Annotated in this window: 22 protein-coding genes; 19 read left to right on the plus strand and 3 right to left on the minus strand. The window is 69.6% G+C overall.

Going from position 1 to position 18,088, the window contains the following annotated elements; genetic code table 11:
- Nucleotides 1-57 precede the first annotated feature (57 nt).
- The 6 genes from proC to E1202_RS02185 all read left to right on the plus strand — a co-directional run bounded on the left by proC (nucleotide 58) and on the right by E1202_RS02185 (nucleotide 4,429).
- Nucleotides 58-873, plus strand: coding sequence for a pyrroline-5-carboxylate reductase (gene proC / locus E1202_RS02160; protein WP_132680551.1), 816 nt, complete (start codon nucleotides 58-60; stop codon nucleotides 871-873).
- Nucleotides 874-1,254: 381 nt separating this feature from the next.
- Complete coding sequence (locus tag E1202_RS02165) at nucleotides 1,255-1,479, plus strand: helix-turn-helix domain-containing protein (RefSeq protein ID WP_132621425.1); 225 nt, start codon at nucleotides 1,255-1,257, stop codon at nucleotides 1,477-1,479.
- Nucleotides 1,480-1,660: 181 nt separating this feature from the next.
- A complete protein-coding gene (locus E1202_RS02170) occupies nucleotides 1,661-1,762 on the plus strand; it encodes a 30S ribosomal protein bS22 (RefSeq protein ID WP_010241351.1) in 102 nt (33 codons plus the stop codon).
- Between the two features lie 146 nt (nucleotides 1,763-1,908).
- The gene (locus E1202_RS02175; protein ID WP_132680552.1) at nucleotides 1,909-2,943 is read left to right on the plus strand and encodes an NAD-dependent epimerase/dehydratase family protein; all 1,035 of its coding nucleotides are present in this window, start codon (nucleotides 1,909-1,911) and stop codon (nucleotides 2,941-2,943) included.
- A gap of 23 nt (nucleotides 2,944-2,966) precedes the next feature.
- Entirely contained in the window at nucleotides 2,967-3,875 is a 909-nt protein-coding gene (locus tag E1202_RS02180) for a lysophospholipid acyltransferase family protein (RefSeq protein ID WP_132671830.1), read from the plus strand.
- Between the two features lie 143 nt (nucleotides 3,876-4,018).
- Complete coding sequence (locus E1202_RS02185) at nucleotides 4,019-4,429, plus strand: VOC family protein (RefSeq protein WP_132680553.1); 411 nt, start codon at nucleotides 4,019-4,021, stop codon at nucleotides 4,427-4,429.
- A gap of 197 nt (nucleotides 4,430-4,626) precedes the next feature.
- Here E1202_RS02185 and E1202_RS02190 read toward each other — a convergent pair whose 3' ends face one another.
- Both E1202_RS02190 and E1202_RS02195 read right to left on the minus strand, forming a co-directional pair.
- Nucleotides 4,627-5,514, minus strand: coding sequence for an HAD family hydrolase (locus E1202_RS02190; RefSeq protein WP_132680644.1), 888 nt, complete (start codon nucleotides 5,512-5,514; stop codon nucleotides 4,627-4,629).
- 185 nt (nucleotides 5,515-5,699) lie between these two features.
- Nucleotides 5,700-6,386, minus strand: a complete 687-nt coding sequence (locus tag E1202_RS02195) for a sigma-70 family RNA polymerase sigma factor (RefSeq protein WP_132680554.1) — start codon at nucleotides 6,384-6,386, stop codon at nucleotides 5,700-5,702.
- A 427-nt stretch (nucleotides 6,387-6,813) separates the two neighbouring features.
- Between E1202_RS02195 and E1202_RS02200 the strand changes: the two genes are divergently transcribed.
- The 5 genes from E1202_RS02200 to E1202_RS02220 all read left to right on the plus strand — a co-directional run bounded on the left by E1202_RS02200 (nucleotide 6,814) and on the right by E1202_RS02220 (nucleotide 12,061).
- The gene (locus E1202_RS02200; protein ID WP_132680646.1) at nucleotides 6,814-7,032 is read left to right on the plus strand and encodes a glutaredoxin family protein; all 219 of its coding nucleotides are present in this window, start codon (nucleotides 6,814-6,816) and stop codon (nucleotides 7,030-7,032) included.
- Between the two features lie 298 nt (nucleotides 7,033-7,330).
- A complete protein-coding gene (locus E1202_RS02205) occupies nucleotides 7,331-8,197 on the plus strand; it encodes a redox-sensing transcriptional repressor Rex (protein ID WP_132671827.1) in 867 nt (288 codons plus the stop codon).
- Nucleotides 8,194-9,579 carry a glutamyl-tRNA reductase gene (locus E1202_RS02210; RefSeq protein ID WP_132680555.1) on the plus strand — a complete coding sequence of 462 codons (1,386 nt, stop codon included), beginning with the start codon at nucleotides 8,194-8,196 and terminating at the stop codon, nucleotides 9,577-9,579. Before E1202_RS02205 ends, E1202_RS02210 begins: the two co-directional genes overlap by 4 nt.
- Complete coding sequence (hemC, locus tag E1202_RS02215; protein WP_132680556.1) at nucleotides 9,576-10,514, plus strand: hydroxymethylbilane synthase; 939 nt, start codon at nucleotides 9,576-9,578, stop codon at nucleotides 10,512-10,514. The genes E1202_RS02210 and hemC overlap by 4 nt, the downstream gene beginning before the upstream one ends.
- A 14-nt stretch (nucleotides 10,515-10,528) precedes the next feature.
- Complete coding sequence (locus E1202_RS02220) at nucleotides 10,529-12,061, plus strand: bifunctional uroporphyrinogen-III C-methyltransferase/uroporphyrinogen-III synthase (protein WP_132671824.1); 1,533 nt, start codon at nucleotides 10,529-10,531, stop codon at nucleotides 12,059-12,061.
- 73 nt (nucleotides 12,062-12,134) lie between these two features.
- Here E1202_RS02220 and E1202_RS31220 read toward each other — a convergent pair whose 3' ends face one another.
- The gene (locus tag E1202_RS31220) at nucleotides 12,135-12,275 is read right to left on the minus strand and encodes a hypothetical protein (protein ID WP_165943706.1); all 141 of its coding nucleotides are present in this window, start codon (nucleotides 12,273-12,275) and stop codon (nucleotides 12,135-12,137) included.
- A gap of 995 nt (nucleotides 12,276-13,270) precedes the next feature.
- On the opposite strand from E1202_RS31220, the gene hemB reads away from it, so the two are divergent.
- The 8 genes from hemB (at nucleotide 13,271) to E1202_RS02260 (ending at nucleotide 18,053) form a co-directional block, all read left to right on the plus strand.
- Entirely contained in the window at nucleotides 13,271-14,254 is a 984-nt protein-coding gene (hemB, locus tag E1202_RS02225; RefSeq protein ID WP_132680557.1) for a porphobilinogen synthase, read from the plus strand.
- Complete coding sequence (locus E1202_RS02230) at nucleotides 14,251-14,826, plus strand: hypothetical protein (RefSeq protein ID WP_132680558.1); 576 nt, start codon at nucleotides 14,251-14,253, stop codon at nucleotides 14,824-14,826. Before hemB ends, E1202_RS02230 begins: the two co-directional genes overlap by 4 nt.
- Nucleotides 14,827-14,869: 43 nt before the next feature.
- The gene (locus tag E1202_RS02235) at nucleotides 14,870-15,397 is read left to right on the plus strand and encodes a hypothetical protein (RefSeq protein ID WP_132680559.1); all 528 of its coding nucleotides are present in this window, start codon (nucleotides 14,870-14,872) and stop codon (nucleotides 15,395-15,397) included.
- 111 nt (nucleotides 15,398-15,508) lie between these two features.
- A complete protein-coding gene (locus tag E1202_RS02240; protein ID WP_132680560.1) occupies nucleotides 15,509-16,165 on the plus strand; it encodes a hypothetical protein in 657 nt (218 codons plus the stop codon).
- Entirely contained in the window at nucleotides 16,165-16,524 is a 360-nt protein-coding gene (locus tag E1202_RS02245; RefSeq protein ID WP_132680561.1) for a hypothetical protein, read from the plus strand. The genes E1202_RS02240 and E1202_RS02245 overlap by 1 nt, the downstream gene beginning before the upstream one ends.
- Nucleotides 16,521-16,970 carry a DUF3093 family protein gene (locus E1202_RS02250; protein ID WP_132680562.1) on the plus strand — a complete coding sequence of 150 codons (450 nt, stop codon included), beginning with the start codon at nucleotides 16,521-16,523 and terminating at the stop codon, nucleotides 16,968-16,970. The genes E1202_RS02245 and E1202_RS02250 overlap by 4 nt, the downstream gene beginning before the upstream one ends.
- A gap of 101 nt (nucleotides 16,971-17,071) precedes the next feature.
- Entirely contained in the window at nucleotides 17,072-17,707 is a 636-nt protein-coding gene (locus E1202_RS02255; RefSeq protein WP_132680563.1) for a hypothetical protein, read from the plus strand.
- Nucleotides 17,708-17,720: 13 nt separating this feature from the next.
- Nucleotides 17,721-18,053, plus strand: a complete 333-nt coding sequence (locus E1202_RS02260; RefSeq protein ID WP_132680564.1) for a hypothetical protein — start codon at nucleotides 17,721-17,723, stop codon at nucleotides 18,051-18,053.
- The last annotated feature ends 35 nt before the right edge of the window (nucleotides 18,054-18,088 follow it).

The raw sequence follows: 18,088 nt of genomic DNA on the forward strand, positions 1-18,088 counted from the left end.
CCGGTGCGGGTCAACGGGAGGGGTCGACACGCAGCGTGGTCTGGCACCCTGAGCCTCATGACGACCATCGCCGTGCTCGGAGCCGGAAAGATCGGAGAAGCCCTGCTCTCGGGCCTGATCAAAGCCGGACGAGCCCCGTCCGATCTGCTGTTCACCGAGCGCTTCCCGACCCGTGCCGAGGAGCTGACCAAGACCTACGGCATCTCGCACGTGGACGTGCCCGCGGCGGTGGAGCGCGCGGACGTGATCGTGGTGGCGGTCAAGCCGCAGGACATCGAGCCGCTGCTGGACGAGATGGCGCCGAAGATCCCTGCCGGCAAGCTGGTCGTGTCGCTGTGCGCGGGCCTGCCGACGAAGCTGTTCGAGCGCCGGCTGCCGGAGGGCACGGCGGTCGTCCGGGTCATGCCGAACACCCCGATGCTGGTCGGCGAGGCCATGGCCGCCATCTCCGGTGGCGCGCACGCCTCGGGCCGCGACCTGGACCTGGTCGAGGAGCTGCTGGGCAGCGTCGGCAAGGTCGCGAGGGTTCCGGAGAGCCAGCAGGACGCGGTCACCGCGCTGTCGGGTTCGGGTCCCGCGTACTTCTTCTACCTGGTCGAGGCCATGATCGACGCCGGGATCCTGCTGGGCATCCCGCGCGCCACGGCCGCCGACCTCATCGTCCAGTCCGCGGTCGGCGCGGCGGCCATGCTCCGCGAGGGCGGTGGGCACCCCGTCATGCTCCGCGAGGCGGTCACCTCCCCGGCGGGCACCACCATCGCCGGCATCCGCGAGCTGGAGAAGCACGGAGTCCGAGCAGCCCTCATCGACGCCATCGAGGCAGCACGAGACCGCTCGGTCGAACTCGGCAAAGCCCACGAAGAGGACGACTGACAGCCCGACCAACCACCGTCAGGCAACCGGCGAAGCCGGTTCCTCAGCACCCCACGGGAGCAACGCCGAGGCACGTCAGGCAAGCACCGAAGGTCTTCACCCCACCCGAGCAGCTTGCACCGCCGCGGGTTCTTCAGCGCCTTCGTGGCGAGTACGCCGTGACGCCGCGCGTTCACATGCTCAAGGAGCGGCGCGCGGAGCCCACGAAGGCGCTCAGGTTCCGCCACGTGCACCGCCGAGCAGGGCGACCGGCAACCAACGGGCCAAAAGTCAACTCAACAATTGCTCTGTGTCCCGTTAGTCTCGATGGAGCACGTGCGTGAGGTTTCCGGCGGACGGGGAAGCCGCCGGGGGCGACACGTGTGGAGGGCACGGTGAAGCATGTCTGCGAACTCCGAACCCGGTCGCCAGGCACCTCCGAGCATGGGCCAGGTGCGGTTCCTCACCGTCGCCGAGGTGGCCAAGCTGATGCGGGTGTCGAAGATGACGGTCTACCGGCTGGTGCACGCGGGTGAGCTGCCCGCTGCCAGGGTGGGCCGCTCGTTCCGCGTGGCCGAGAAGGACGTCCACGCCTACCTCGAACACGCCTACTACGACGCGGGTTGAGCCGCTCGTGGAGATCACCCCCAGGTGCGCCCGGGGGTGATCGAACCGCGCTTGCCGGACCACGGCGGCAGGGCCGAGACCAGGGCAGGTAAAGTTTTGGGTTGGTCGTGCCTGATGCGCTCCTGGCAGCTGCTCCGGCACGGAAGACGTTCGAACCGCCGTCAAGAGTGAAGGAGTCCGCATGGGCTCGGTCATCAAGAAGCGCCGCAAGCGTATGTCCAAGAAGAAGCACCGCAAGCTGCTTCGCAAGACGCGCGTCCAGCGTCGCAAGTTGGGCAAGTGATCTGACCAAATCCGCCGTCGACCCTCGGAGTCGACGGCGGTTTTGCTTTTTCGACCCCGCCCGGTAACGCCGGGCTGGCTGGTCGGAGGCGGGTCCGCCTGTAGCATCGATCTCGGGCGGCACTCCTTCGACTGCGCGGGGTGAACATGGGGCCGAACGTCGTGCTGGTGACGGGTGTGAGCCGCTTCCTGGGCGGTCACCTGGCGGCGCGGCTGGCGGCCGATCCGGCGATCGATCGGGTGCTGGGCGTGGACACGGTCCAGCCCGGCCGCGACCTGATGCGGCGGATGGGGCGCACCGAGTTCGTGCGCGCCGACATCCGCAACCCGCTGATCAGCAAGGTGATCAACAACGCCGGCGTCGACACCGTGGTGCACGCGGCGATCAACACCCACACGGGTCCCGGCGGCCGGGCGACGCTCAAGGACATGAACGTCATCGGCTCCATGCAGCTGCTGGCGGCCTGCCAGCAGTCGCCGCGGGTCCGCAAGGTCGTGGTGCGCTCCACCTGCGCCGTCTACGGGTCCAGCTCGCGCGATCCCGCGGTGTTCACCGAGGACATCGAGCCGAAGGACCTGCCGTCGTCCGGTTACGCCAAGGACGCCGTGGAGATCGAGGGCTACGTGCGCGGCTTCGGCCGCCGTCGGCCCGACGTGGACGTCACGACGCTGCGGTTCTCGAACCTGATCGGCCCGCGCATCGACGCGATGCTGGCCCGCTACTTCATGCTGCCGGTGGTGCCCACCGTCCTCGGTTTCGACGCGCGCTTCCAGCTGCTGCACTCCGAGGACGCGCTGGCCGTGCTGGAGCGCGCGACGCTGGGCGACAAGACCGGCGTCTACAACGTGGCCGGTGACGGGGTGCTGATGCTCTCGCAGGCGATCCGCCGGGCGGGCCGGGTGGCGCTGCCGCTGCCGAGCCCGTCGGTGCCCGCCGTGACCCAGCTGTTCCGCAGCGCCCGGCTGGTGGACTTCTCGCCGGAGCAGCTGCGCTTCCTCAACTTCGGCCGGGTGCTGGACACCACGCGGCTCCGTGAGACCTTCGGGTTCACCCCGCGCTGGACCACCCAGCAGGCGTTCGACGACTTCGTGCGCGGCCGCGGCCTGCGCCCGGTCGTGGAACCGGAGAACATCATGGCGTTGGAGCGGCGCGCCGGAGAACTGCTGTCGAGACTGCGGTGAGCGGAAGGCGAGACGGAGGCGCGATGGCCGATGCGCAGGTGATCCCGTTGCGACCGGAGAACGGTGACCGGATTCCCCCCTCCCCGGGCGAGCCGGGCTGGGAGGAGGCCGTCATCGACGTGCTCGCCTTCGCCCGGCGCCGGCTGCTCGGCGACTACCGGGTCGACGAGTTCGGCTTCGACGAGGAGCTCACCGACGAGGTCTTCCTGCGGCTGATCCGCCCGTTCTACGAGAAGTGGTTCCGGGTGGAGACCATCGGCGCGCACAACGTTCCCGATGACGGAGCGCTGGTCGTCGCCAACCACTCGGGCACCTTGCCGTGGGACGCGCTGATGACCACCGTCGCGCTGCACGACCACCACCCGGCCGAGCGGCACCTGCGGATGCTGGGCGCGGACCTGGTGTTCCGGATGCCGATGCTGGGCGCGGTGGCCCGCAAGGCCGGGCACACGCTGGCGTGCAACCCCGATGCCGAGCGGCTGCTGACCGGCGGCGAGATCGTCGGCGTGTGGCCGGAGGGCTTCAAGGGCATCGGCAAACCGTTCAAGGACCGCTACAAGCTGCAGCGCTTCGGTCGCGGCGGTTTCGTCTCGGCCGCGCTGCGCACCGGCGCTCCGATCATCCCCTGCGCGATCGTGGGCGCCGAGGAGATCTACCCGAAGCTGGCGGACCTGAAGCCGATCGCCCGGCTGCTGGGCCTGCCCTACTTCCCGGTGACGCCGCTGTTCCCGCACTTCGGTCCGCTGGGCGCGGTGCCGCTGCCCTCGAAGTGGTACATCGAGTTCGGTGAACCGATCGAGACCTCCGGGTACCCGGAGGGCGCGGCGGACGACCCGATGCTGGTGTTCAGCCTGTCCGACCAGGTCAGGGAGATCATCCAGCAGACGCTCTACCGGCTGTTGTCGCAGCGCACCAACGTCTTCCTCGGCTGATGTCCACCCGGACTGATGATCCGGGGCCGCCGGGCGTGCGTGGGGCGCCGCCGCGTGACGAGGATGTAGCGGACCGGCGCGGCGGTCGGGGATGCCGCCGCGCCGGTCCCACCCCGCACCCCTAGTGCTGGAGGCGATCGACGGTGGCGGCGAAGCTCAACCCGTACCTGCAGTTCAACGGCGACGCCAGGCAGGCGTTGGAGTTCTACCAGTCGGTGCTCGGCGGCGAACTGACGCTGAACACCTACGGCCAGTTCGGCCAGGCCGACGGGCCGTCCGCGGACAAGATCATGCACGGCAACCTGATCACGCAGCTCGGTTTCACGCTGATGGCGGCCGACGCCCCGCCGGACATGGCCACCCAACCCGGCAGCAACTTCTCGATCAGCATCAGCGGCGAGGCGGCCGACGCCGACGCGCTGCGCGGCTACTTCGTCAAGCTGGCCGAAGGCGGTCAGGTCCACGTCCCGCTGGAGAAGCAGATGTGGGGCGATGAGTTCGGGATGTGCACCGACAGGCACGGCATCAACTGGATGGTCGACATTTCCGGTTGAGGGTCGTCGGTTTGCTGGGCGGTGCGGGTGAACCTCAGACGTCCTCTGGCTGCGGGATCCGCGACTTGAGCATGTCGAATACGCGGCGTTGCGGCTGTCCTCACCGGAGGACGTCTGAGAACCCCCGGCGGTGCGAGTTGCTCAGGTGGGGTACTGAGAAAGCGGCTTCGCCGCTTGCCTGACGCCTGCGGCGCTGGTCAGGAGCGGTCTCTGCGGCGGTAGGCGAGGCCTGCTGCGACCGCGCCCGCTGCGGCGCCCGCGCCGAGCATGGAGTTGAGGCCGATGCGGACGGCCTTGCGCCCGGTGCGGAAGTCGCGGACCTCCCAGTCCCGGGCTCGGGCGATCTCGCGCAGCCGCTGGTCCGGGTTGACCGCCACGGCGGTGCCCACGACGGACAGCATCGGGATGTCGTTGGCCGAGTCGGAGTAGGCGGTGCAGCGGCGAAGGTCCAGGCCCTCGCTGGCGGCGATCGCGCGCACGGCGTGGGCCTTGGCGCGGCCGTGCAACATCTCGCCGACGAGGCGTCCGGTGTAGATGCCGTTCTCGCTCTCGGAGACCGTGCCCAGCGCGCCGGTCAGGCCGAGCCGGCGGGCGATGATCGAGGCCAGCTCGACGGGCGTGGCGGTGACCAGCCACACCCGCTGCCCGGCGTCGAGGTGCATCTGCGCGAGCGCGCGGGTGCCCGCCCAGATCCGATCGGCCATCAGCTCGTCGTAGATCTCCTCGCTGAGGTTGACCAGCTCCTCGACGCTGCGCCCGGCGACGAACGACAGCGCCTGCTCGCGGCTGGCCTGGATGTCCTGCGGGTTCTCCCGGCCACCGATCCGGAACTTCAGCTGCTGCCAGGCGAACCCGGCCAGGTCACCCGGGTTGAAGAACTTCCGGGCGGCCAGGCCTCGCGCGAAGTGGAACAGCGAGGCGCCCATCATCATCGTGTTGTCGACGTCGAAGAACGCCGCCGCGGTCAGGTCCGGCGGTGTCGTGAGCGTGCCGTCCTGAACCGGGGCGGCTGCAACCGCCGCCTCGGCTGAGGCGCGACCCGCTACTTTCGCGCTGTCGATCTGCTCTGTGCTGGACGTGCGCATGCCGTTGTGGTCCGCGTCATCGGCCGAGCCCTGCCGTGTCGGCACCGCCGCGCCTCCCAGGGTCCTCCGGAGTGGTGGTGTGCGAAGTCCGTGATCGCCAACCGGCCCCGGTCCGGGGCGGCTGCCTCATAGCTTAAGACCTCGTCCGCGCCACGATTGCGCACCTCCGCCGGGATCGGCAAGCACTATCGGAGATCGTCGGGCAGGAGTTGCGCCAGTCTGCGGACCGCGCGGTGCTGCAGGGCCTTGACAGCGCCCTCGTTGCGTTGCATGGCGATGGCCGTCTCGGTCACCGACATGTCCTTGAGGAACCGCAGCCGGATGCATTCCCGCTGGTCGGGGTTGAGCTGCCGGATGCACTGCAGCAGCTCGTCGTTGGTGGCGTCGAGCAGCACCTGGTGCTCGGGCCCGACGTGCGAGCCCTTGGCGGGCAGGTGGTCGGTGACCTCGGAGGTCGGGATCTCCAGGCGATTCCGGCTCGACTTGATGTGATCGAGTATGAGGTTCTTCGCGATGGTGATGAACCAGGCGGCCACGTCGCGGCCCTGGTAGCTGATCGAGGCGATGCGACGCAGCGCCCGCAGGAACGTCTCGCTGGTGATGTCCTCGGCCAGGCTGTGATCGCTGACCCTGAACAGCACGTACCGGTAGACGGTCTGGGAGTACTCGTCGTAGAGCCTGCCGAAGGCGTCGTTGTCGCCTTGCTGCGCCGCGCTGACGTAGGCCCAGGTGTCCGGGGTGAACTTCTCGGTCGGCCAGCTGTCCGGCACGGAGACGTTCGTGCGCGTTGAACTCAGCGGCCGCGGCGAGACGTGTTGAGTGAGGTCTGCGGTGTCGGGGGCGGGGGGTGTGAGCGTCTTGGGGCTGCTCATCTCCGGCGACCTCCTGCCTTCGTTGGCTTCACCGGCGCTGGTGGTTCTGGGACCGCATCGGGCCGGCAACCATGTCGTCGTACCCGTGACGGGCACCTGATCCGGGGACCGATCGGCTACGACGGGTCGCGCCGGTACCGCTCGATCGGGCCTTCACTCGACTGGCTAACGCCCACCGGGGTGAGCGTTGGAGCAGCAGCATACGTGTTGTTACTCGGAAGTAGGTAGATCTTTGCGGTGACGGTCTGGTCGCGCTCCGTGTTGTTCGGGCGGAATGACCATGATCACGCCGGGTGATTTTGCGCACGTGAGCTGCTCGGTCGTGCCGGTGAGCCCGGTCTCCGCGGCGTCGCGGGCTGAGTACGTTGGAAGCGCTGAAATTTTTCGAACGACTCGCCGAGGAGGCGACGTGCACGAGGTGACCGTCATGTCCCGCGAGGGCTGCCACTCCTGCGTCGACGCGATCGCCGACGTGCGCCGGATCTGCGATGAGCTGGGCGTCGCGTGGTCGGTCAGCGATGTCGACACCGACTCGGAGCTGCGCGCCGAGTACGGCGACCGCGTCCCGGTGATCTTGATCGATGGAGTCGAGCACGGTTTCTGGAAGGTCGAGGAAGAGCGCTTCCGCCGCGCGCTGGCGAACTGACCCGTCTCGGAGTCCGGCGACGTCGGTCACGTGCCCTGTACCACCCGTTTTGGCACTTCAGGGGGGTATCCGCAATGATGGCGGAGAAGGTTTGCGCCTCCGGTGCGCTCGCCCCCGCCGACTTTGTGCATGCATTCACAAATGGCTACGGTGTAAGGGTCGTGCCGCCGGAACTCCCCGTCGGACTGTCCGGCGCGGAGCAGCGGATCGGGTGGTTGGCGTCTCACCGTTCCCCGGTGTTCGCACCACTTCGGTGCCGCCCGAGGCGCAGACCACCAGCAGGCGAGGGAGATCCAGCGTGACGGCCCAAGGAGCGGACGTGCCAGAAGGAGACGGGCAGACCACTGCCCGGACCGCTGCGTCCCCGGGGGCGTCGAACGGGGCCGACGCCAACGGCACCTCCATCGCCGTCCCGGCCGCCCGCGAGCGCGCCCGCTCCATCCCGGAAGCGGCTGTCGCCCGGCTCGCGGTCTACCTGCGCGCCCTGTCCGCGCTCGCCGAGCAGGACATCACCACGGTCTCCAGCGAGGAGCTCGCCACCGCGGCCGGCGTCAACTCCGCGAAGCTGCGCAAGGACCTCTCCTACATCGGCTCCTACGGCACCCGCGGCGTCGGATACGAGGTCGAGGTGCTGATCGGACAGATCGAGCGGACGCTCGGCTTGACCCGCAAGCACAGCGTCGCCGTGGTCGGCATCGGCAACCTCGGGCACGCGCTGGCCAACTACGGCGGGTTCCCGGGCCGCGGGTTCCCGGTCTCGGCGCTGTTCGACCTCGACGACGACCTGGTCGGCGTGCCGGTCGGCGGCATCCCGGTCAGCCACATCGACGACATCGTCGAGGTGTGCTCCGAGCGCGAGGTCACCATCGGCGTCATCGCCACCCCCACCCAGGGCGCGCAGGAGGTCTGCGACCGCTTGGTGGCCGGTGGCGTCATGTGCATCCTGAATTTCGCCCCGATCGTGCTGCAGGTCCCCGAGCACGTCGAGGTGCGCAAGGTCGACCTGGCGGTGGAGATGCAGATCCTTTCCTTCCACGTGGCCCGACGGCAGCAGGAAGCCGCGAACGCGGTCGACGGCGCGGCGTCCGACGGCGGACCGCCGGGCGGCGGCGCGGGACTTCCGGGTGAGATCGATTCGGCGAACAGGATGGTGGAACGGCTGTGAACCTGCTCACCGTCGGGATTTCCCACCACAGCGCACCGGTCCGGGTCCTGGAGCGGGTCGCCATCAGTGGCGGGGACATCAACAAGATCCTCGACGAGCTCGTGCTGCGCGAGCACATCGCCGAGGCGTTCGTGATCTCCACCTGCAACCGGGTCGAGATCTACGCGCTGGCCGAGACCTTCCACGGCGGCCTGGACGACGTGACGGCCGTGCTGTCGCGCCACTCCGGCACCGAGGTCGGTGAACTCGCCGACCACCTCTACGTCTACTACGCCGGCGCCGCCGTCGAGCACCTGTTCTCGGTGTCGTCCGGGCTGGACTCGATGGTCGTCGGCGAGGCCCAGATCCTCGGCCAGCTGCGCCAGGCGTACGGAACCGCCGACGAGCGCGGCACCGTCGGCAAGACGCTGCACGAGCTGGCGCAGCAGGCGCTGCGCGTCGGCAAGCGCGTGCACAGCGAGACCGGCATCGACAACGAGGGCGCTTCGGTGGTCTCGGAGGCCCTGGCCGACGCCGAGGCCGCGCTCGACGGGCTCGAAGGCAAGAGCGCGCTGCTGGTGGGTGCCGGCTCGATGGGCGGCCTGACCGCCGCGCAGCTCAAGCGCGCGGGCATCGGCCGCATCGTCATCGCCAACCGCACCGCCGCCAACGGCGAGCGGCTGGCCGAGTCGCTGCGCGCCGACGGCGTGGACGCCGGCACCGCGGACCTCTCGGGTCTGGCCGACGCGATCGCCGCAGCGGACCTGGTGGTCGCCTGCACCGGCGCGGTCGGTGCCGTGGTGACCGAAGAGGTCGTCTCCGCAGCGCTGGTGGTCCGGGACGACCGGCCGCTGCTGTGCTGCGACCTGGGGCTGCCGCGCGACATCGCCGCCGAGGTCGGCGACCTGCCCGGCGTCACCGTCGTCGACCTGGCCAGCCTGCAGCACCGGCTGTCGGCCAAGCAGGGCGGCAACGAGTCCGACCGGGCCGCCGAGATCGTCGCCGAGGAGGTGCGCGGCTACCTGGCCGCGCAGCGCTCGGCCGAGGTGACCCCCACGGTCACCGCGTTGCGCAAGCGCGCCGCCGAGGTCGTCGACAGCGAACTGCTGCGACTGGACTCGCGGCTGCCCGACATCGACGCGCCGACGCGCGAGGAGCTCAGCCGCACGGTGCGCCGCGTGGTGGACAAGCTCCTGCACGCGCCGACCGTCCGCGTCAAGCAACTCGCGTCGCAGCCGGGTGGTTCCGGCTACGCCGACGCACTCCGTGAGCTCTTCGAGCTCGACCCGCAGACCGCTGCGGTGATCGGCACCCCGCAGGCCGAGGAGAACCTCCCAGGCGGGGTCACGGTCGCCCAGGCGCTGCTGCGCGGCCGGGCGGAACAGGACGGTGAGGACCGTTGAACAAGACCCTCCGGATCGGCACCCGCGGAAGCGCGCTCGCGATGGCGCAGAGCACGTGGGTCGCCGAGCAGTTGGAGGCGGCCGGCTACCCGACCCAGCTGGTGCCCGTCGAGACCCCCGGTGACCAGTCGACGGCCCCGATCGCCGAGATCGGCGTCGGCGTGTTCACCTCCGCGGTGCGCGAAGCGCTCGTGAACGACGAGGTCGACGTCGCCATCCACTCCTGCAAAGACCTGCCGACCGAACCGGACCCCCGGTTGTCGCTGGCGGCTGTCCCGGTCCGGGAGGACCCGAGGGACGCGCTGGTGGCACGGGACGGTCTGACGCTCGGCGAACTGCCCCCGGGGTCCGTTGTGGGCACCGGTTCGCCGCGCCGCGCCAGCCAGCTCCGGGCCTCCGGCCTGGGGCTGGAGGTGCGCGGCATCCGCGGCAATGTGGACACCCGAATGCGCAAGGTGACAGACGGCGAGCTGGACGCCGTCGTCCTCGCCCGCGCCGGGCTGGCCCGGGTGGGCCGGCTTTCGGTGATCACGGAAACGCTCGATCCACTGCAGATGCTGCCCGCGCCCGCTCAGGGCGCGCTCGCAGTGGAATGCCGCGTCGACGACGTGGACACAGAGCACTTGCTGCAGTCCGTTTTGGACGATCAGGCCAGCCGCGCCGCGGTTGCCGCCGAACGCGCTGTGCTGGCCCGGCTTGAAGCCGGCTGCCACGCGCCGGTCGGCGCGCTGGCCGAAGTGGTGGAGGACCTCGACGATGACGGGCGCGTGGCGCTGCGCCTGTCCCTTCGTGGAGTGGTAGCGACCGACGACGATGTTCTGGTCCGCGCTTCCGCCACTGGTGAGACGACCGCCGCAGAGCAGCTCGGCCTGGAACTGGCCGATGAGCTGCTCGAAGCCAGGGCCGCTTTGCTCAGCGGTCCCGGCAGTAGTTGATGGGGAGTGCCCTGATGACCCGAGCACGTAAGACCCCCGGACGGATCGCTTTCGTGGGTTCCGGTCCCGGTGACGCGGGACTTCTCACCGTTCGGGGCCGGGATGTGATCGCCCGCGCTTCGCTGCTGGTGACCGACCCGGACGTACCCGCCGACATCGTCGCGATGGCCGCCGAGGGGGCGGAAGTCCGCCCCGCCGTCGGCGACCCTTCCGACGTGGCCAAGGACCTGGTGAACGAGGCCGACACCGGACGCAACGTGGTGCGCCTGGTCGCCGGTGACCCGCTCACCGCCGACGCGGTGGTCCGCGAGACGCAGGAGGTCTCCAAGACCGAGGCTCCGTTCGACGTCATCCCCGGTGTTTCCGGCGGCAGCGCGGTTCCGGCCTACGCCGGCATCGCGCTGGGCGCGGTGCACACCGAGGTCGACGTCCGCGGTGACGCCGACTGGCCGGCGCTGGCCGGTGTGCCCGGCGCGCTGGTGCTGCACACCACCGGCAGCCACCTCGCCGAAGCCGCATCGCGGCTGGTCGAGCACGGCCGTCCGGCGACCACCCCGGTCGCGGTGACCGCGTCCGGGACCACGGTGCAGCAGCGCACCATCGACACCACGCTGGCTTCGCTGGCCGCCGACGCCGGCGAGCTGCAGGGCCACCTGGTGGTGACGATCGGCGACATCGTCTCCGAGCGCAGCAAGCTGTCCTGGTGGGAGTCGCGAGCCCTGTACGGCTGGAAGATCCTGGTGCCGCGCACCAAGGAGCAGGCCGGCGTGATGAGTGAGCGGTTGTGGTCGCACGGTGCGGTGTCGCACGAGGTGCCCACCATCTCCGTGGAGCCGCCGCGCAGCCCCGCTCAGATGGAGCGCGCGGTCAAGGGCCTGGTCGACGGCCGCTACCAGTGGGTCGTGTTCACCTCGGCGAACGCGGTCCGCGCGGTGTGGGAGAAGTTCGCCGAGTTCGGCCTGGACGCCCGCGCGTTCTCCGGTGTGAAGATCGCCTGCGTCGGCGAGGCCACCGCGGAGAAGGTGCGCGCCTTCGGCATCATCCCGGAGCTGCTGCCCTCGGGCGACCAGTCGAGCGAGGGCTTGCTGCAGGAGTTCCCGCCGCACGACGACATACTGGACCCGGTTGACCGGGTTCTGCTGCCGCGCGCCGACATCGCCACCGAGACGTTGTCGGCCGGGCTGCAGGAGCGCGGCTGGGAGGTCGACGACGTGACGGCCTACCGCACCGTCCGCGCCGCCCCGCCGCCCGCGGAGACCCGCGAGATGATCAAGACCGGTGGCTTCGACGCCGTCTGCTTCACCTCGTCCTCCACGGTCCGCAACCTCGTCGGCATCGCGGGCAAGCCGCACGCCCGCACGCTCGTCGCCTGCATCGGCCCGAACACGGCCGAGACGGCGAAGGAGTTCGGCCTGCGGGTCGACGTCCAGCCCGAGGCCCCCCGGGTCGAGGAGCTGGTCGACGCCCTCGCGGCGCACGCGGCCCGCCTCCGCGCGGAAGGCGCGCTGCCGCCTCCCCGCAAGGCCAAGCGAGCCCGTCGGAGCTGATCGCTGAACGGAAGGGCGCCTCCGTCCATGGACGGAGGCGCCCTTCGGCGTTTCGGCTTGTCCTGTCAGGCGTTCAGAAGTCGCTCCGCGTCGGTTCCTCGCCCGCGAGCCAGATCGCGGTCAGACGGCCGTCCTCACGTCGGTAGCACGCGTACAGCGCGTAACGGCCGCCTTCGGGCAACTGCTCTTGAGCCCACGTGATCGCGTCGCGCACGTCGCAGTCCCGGAGTTCGTGCGGTCATTGCGCCATCCCGCTCGTTCCGGTGCGAGGTGGACATTGGGAACGGGCTGGGACCACAAGTGCACCCGGAAAACAGGGTGGTGATCATCGACCGCCATGTCCCGCTCATCCACCGGTATGGCCTGCATGATCAGCGCCCCTCCTGGCAATGGCGTCGTGATCGGCACCAACGGCGTACCCCCGTTGCCGACAGGCCCCTGGATTGGGGCCACGAAGCCCGCTTCGTAGCCACCCGTGTACCAGCCGGAGCCCAGCACAGGTGGTTGTCCTGCTGCGCGTGGAGTAAGTGACCTCACCCGGAACCGGGACCCGTTGGGTTTGGCTCGACACAGAGCGCGGGGTCGACCGGCCCAGGCGGTGGTGGTGGCCCGGTGGGGTCTCCTGGGACGAAGCCGAGAACACCGTTCACATGGATGTCCGGGGAGCCCCTTGCCCCCCGGCACATCACACGAACCTTGAAAAGGACGCTGCCCGCGCGTGGTGGTGGCGAGCAATGCGGGTAGTCGACGCTGCTGCTGCAAGCAACATCAGCCGACCCACTGGTATCCCCGAGAGAGGAAACCAGCCGACCCTTCGCGTCGTACGTGTGTAGGACGTATGTGGTGCTGTCCTGGTCTGCTACCGCAGTCCCACTTGACAGCAGGAGGCCGAGTCCGATGGCCACCGCTGCTTGGTGAATACGTTTGCGCATGTCTTGAGGAACTAGTGATCAACGCTAAACGTTCTTTTGAACAGCGACTACCTGTTGTGCACGCAGTTCTGCCGAACGAAGGGCCGACCGGCGAGGAGGTCCTCCATCGTTGCCGGCCTCGTCCCGGGGATGGATGTGGGACTCGCCCCTTCGACATGCGTGAGCAGGTCCGGGTTGAGGGGACGATCACGGTCGGGTGAGGTCTCCGAAGTCCGAATTTCCGGAGTGGTTACGCTCGGGGAGTCACCCCGCCTAGTCAGCTTGGGGAGCCGCAGTTATGTATCCGACGAGCCGTCCCCGTCGACTCCGCCGCAACCCGGCGGTGCGTCGGCTGGTTTCCGAGACCTCCGTGGAGCCGCGGCACCTGGTGCTGCCGATGTTCGTCCGCGAAGGCGCCTCCGAGCCGGTGCCGATCACGTCGATGCCCGGGGTCGTGCAGCACACCCGCGACTCGCTGAAGAAGGCCGCCGTCGAGGCGGTCGGCGCGGGCGTCGGCGGGCTGATGCTCTTCGGCGTGCCGGAGGAGCACGACGCGGACGGTTCCGGCGCGGTCGATCCCGACGGGATCCTCAACGTCGCGCTGCGCGACCTGCGCTCCGAGGTCGGCGACAGCACGGTGCTGATGGCCGACCTGTGCCTGGACGAGTTCACCGATCACGGCCACTGCGGCGTCCTGGACGAGGACGGCGACGTCGACAACGACCGCACGCTGCAGATCTACGGCGAGATGGCCGTGGTGCAGGCGCAGTCCGGCGCCCACATGGTCGGGCCCAGCGGCATGATGGACGGTCAGGTCGGCGTGATCCGGGATTCGCTGGACGCCACCGGCTTCGACGACGTGTCGATCATGGCCTACTCCGCGAAGTACGCCTCGGCGTTCTTCGGCCCGTTCCGCGAGGCCGTCGACTCCCAGCTCAAGGGTGACCGCAAGACCTACCAGCAGGACCCGGCCAACGGCCGCGAAGCCCTGCGCGAAGCGGACCTGGACCTGGCCGAGGGCGCCGACGTGGTGATGGTCAAGCCGGCCATGTCCTACCTGGACGTGCTGCGCGACATCGCCGGTGTCGCCGACGTCCCGGTCGCCGCCTACCAGGTGTCCGGCGAGTACGCGATGATCGAGGCCGCGGTGGCCAACGGCTGGCTCGAACGCCGGCGCACCGTGCTCGAGACGCTGACCTCGATCCGCCGCGCGGGAGCGGACGTCGTGCTCACCTACTGGGCAACCGAAGCCGCGCAGTGGTTGCAGGACGCGCGCGCATGACCGACTTGGAGCAGCGGGTGGACGCCTTCGGCCGACCGGTTCCGCCGCCGGAACCCCCGCAGCCGCCGCAGGCGCTGCAGATCGCGCGGTGGCTGTGGGTCGGCGCCGTGCTGGTCGGCGTGGTGCAGGCGTTCGTCCAGCTCCTCGACCGGCAACGGCTGATCGGTGAACTGCGCAGGCTGCAACCCGAGCTGACCCAGACCGACCTGGACGCCGCCGCCAACAGCGGCATCATGTTCACCTTCATGTTCAAGGCGTTGACGCTGATGGTGTACCTGCTGCTGTGCAAGCGGATGCTGGAAGGCCGCAACTGGGGCCGGATCACGCTCACGGTGTTCGGCGGTTTCGGCGTGTTCAACGCCGTGATCACCGTGCTGACGGTGTCGCTGATCGGCCCGGCGCTGATCAAGCAGCTGACCGGGATGACCGTGAGCGGCGTCGACGTGGTGTTCGCGGTGCTGGTGGCCGCGGTCGAGGTCGCGGCGATCGTGTTCATGTACCGGCCCGAGGCCAACCGGTTCTTCCGCGAGGCCCGCGGCTTCCGTCTGCAGCCACCTCGTGACGTGTGGTGACGGTTCGGTGGACACGGCCTCGGACCGTTCCTAGGCTGGCCTGGTGACGCCGCCAGACGCAGTCAACCCGTACGGCGCTGCCCCGCCGCCACCGCCGGAGCGCTCGCCCGGATCGCAGCGCCCGCGCACGATCGACAACGCGTTCTGGGCGGGGATCGCCAGCCCGGTCGTCGGGTTCGTGATGTTCGCGCTGGCGTTCGCCACGATCAGCGACGCCGAGCTGCAGATGGTCCTCGGCCAAGCGGGAGCGACCGGTCAGCCGGCGCTGACCCTCGATCAGGCCCGCGCGCTGTTCCAGGTCACGATCGCGATCGCGGTGGTGTTCTGCCTGGTCCTGGCCGGGTTGTGGATCATGTTCCTGATCTTCATGCGCAACGGCCGCAACTGGGCGCGCATCGTGATCACGGTCGTCGGCGCGCTGTGGTTCCTGCTGACCATCCCCACGGTCGTCGGAGGTGCGGCCGGCGGGATCGCCACGGCCCTCGTCGCCCTCCTCCAGCTCGCGACGATCGCCGCCACCATCGTCTACGCCTACCTGGCGCCCTCGAACCAGTACCTCCAGCCCCGCTGACCCACCCGGTTGCTCCGCTCGCCGGAGCGGGGTGGTGATGTGAACGTCCTCTTCGCGGCACTTGACCTGAACCGGTGGACAGGGGTATCGGCTGGTTTCTAGGGTTCGTGCGTGAACTTCCCGCAGAATCCTTGGCAGCAGGGTGGTTACCCGCAGTCGGGGACTCCCTCCGGCGGTTTTCCGCAGCAGCAGCCCGGCGGATACCAGCCCTACTCGCAGAACCCGTTCAGCGCGCCGCCGGTGCCCGTCCACGAGATGGCCGTGCCGCAGCGGCCCGCGACGGTCGAGACCGCGTTCTGGATCGCCGTGGTGCTCCCACTGCTGGTGACCGTGCTCAACGTGGTCAGCTACCTGGTGCTGCAGGGCTGGGTGCAGGACTCGATCGGCGGGGGTTCGGACGACGTCGCCGCGGAGATGACCTCCGCGGTCAACGGCGTGATGATGGTCTTCTTCGTCTTCCTGACGATCTTCTACCTGATCCTGACCGGCCTGTGGATCGCCTTCGGCTTCAAGCTGCGGGCCGGCCGCAACTGGGCGCGGGTCACGCTGACGATCTTCGCCGCGTTCTGGGCGATGTCGAGCATCGGCACACTGGCCTCCGGCGGCATGGCCACCGGGCTCAGCGAGACCGAGGCGCTGCCCGGCGGCTACTACGCGCTGAGCTACGTGCAGGGCGGGTTGGGCGTGGCCGGCACGGTCGCCTTCGTGGTGCTGGTCTTCACGGCGAAGTCCAACGCCTACTTCGACGCGTCGAACCGCCGGTACTGATGGCGCCGCCGAAACCGCTGCGCATCGCGGTCGTCCTGTGGTGGGTCGTGGCCCTGCTGCTCCTGCTGGAGACCGGGCTGGCCTGGTTCGACCCCGCCGTCCAAGGCCGGTTGCTGCTGGTCAACACCGCCGTCGGGGTCGTCATGGCGGTGATCTACCTGGCGCTGGGCGCGCTGGTGTTCCGCCGCCGGGGGTGGGCGCGGTTCGTGCTCACCGCGTTCGCCGCCGTGCACGCGGTGCTGATGGTCGTTTCGGGTGCAGGTTTCGGAATCCCCGTCCTGCTCCTTGTGCTCGGCCTCGCCGGAACCGTATTGATGTGGGCGCAGCAGAGCTCCGATTTCCTGACGGGTGAGCGATGAGCGATCCGGTGTTGTACTCCGAACGCGGCAGCAGCTGGTGGCCGGTGCTGTGGGGTCCGGCCTTCGGGCTGCTGGGGCTCCTCGCCGAGCAGCTCACGCTCGGCCCGCAGCACGTCGCGATGTGGATCCTGGTCGGCCTCGCGCTCGCCGTCTGCGCCGCCATCTGGGTCTACGGCAGGCGTCGGCTGCTCGCGGTGCGCCTGACGACGTCCGAACTGGTGCTCGGCAGGGAGGCCGTCGCCGTCGAGAAGATCGCCGACGTCAGCGACGTGGGAGCGCCCGTCGGGGCGCGCGTGCTGGGCGGTAGCTGGACGGTCCCGAAGGGCACCGGTGAGATCCCGCTGCGGCTGACCGACGGCACCGTGGTGCTGGCCTGGGCCAAGGAACACGAGGAGCTGTCGGCCGAACTCGCGAAGCTCGTCGAGAAGCGCTCGTCGGAGCTCTAGGCAGCAAAGTGCCCCGGGCGGCATGCGCGAAGCAGAGGCGGACCCGGGGCCTACGCCGTTCACCCTAGCACGAGATCCACAGCGGTCGAAAGGAAAACCCCATGACCAGGGACGACGTCGAGCTCCCCGGTTGGGTGCGGGAGCTGCTGTCGGAATCGCGCTTCGACCGGTACCTCAAGAAGGCCGGTGGTGACGTCGACGTCGCCGTCCGGCTCTACGACTGGAACGTGCAGGTCTCGGCGGCCTTCTACGGCCCGCTGCACTGGCTGGAGGTGTCGCTGCGCAACGCCCTGCACCACCGCCTGCGGGAGCGCTTCGGCCGGGACGACTGGTGGAAGGCCGCGCAGCTGGCCGACAACGCCAAGTTCAAGATCGGCCGCGCTCGCCGCAAGACCGAACGCCGAGCGGAGCACACTCCCGATGACGTGGTCGCCGAGCTGACCTTCGGCTTCTGGGTCTCGCTGCTCAGCCGCACCCACGACCGGCAGATCTGGGTTCCCGCGGCGCACCGCGCGTTCCCCCACTACGCGGGCCCGCGCAACGCGCTGCACCACGACTTCATGGGCATGCTCGACTTCCGCAACCGGGTCATGCACCACGAGCCGATCTTCTACCTCGACCTGCCCGAGTACCACGAGCGCATCTACCGGCTGCTCGGTCACCTCTCCCACGACGCGGCCCGGCACGCCGAGCGCACCGACCGGATCAGCGCGGTCCTCGACGCCCGCGACGTGTGAGACGCTTTCCACCGTGACGACTGCCGAACCGTGGCCCGCGAGCGGGCCGAAGCTCGACGGCGACGCCGAACCGGTGCGCTCGGGTGGCCGGCTGAACCAGCCGTGGCGCGCGGCCGTGGCCGGTCTCGAACTGGTCGCCGCGGTAGCGCTGGTGCTGCTCGCGTGGTGGGCCTGGCACCGCGGCGTGGTGACCATCTACCTGCCCGGACCGCGAGGCGCCGTGGACGTGGTGACCCGTTCCATCGGCAGTTGGCTGTCCGGCGCCGTCATCGCCGCCACCCTGGCCGGACTGCTGCTCATCGACGCCCTGCGCCAGATCGGCCTCGCCATCCGAGCGGGTGACTAGTCCTCTGCTGCCGCGGGGCCGCTGCTTGAGGTGAG

The sequence above is a fragment of the Saccharopolyspora karakumensis genome, assembly GCF_004349225.1.
Lineage (GTDB): Bacteria > Actinomycetota > Actinomycetes > Mycobacteriales > Pseudonocardiaceae > Saccharopolyspora > Saccharopolyspora endophytica.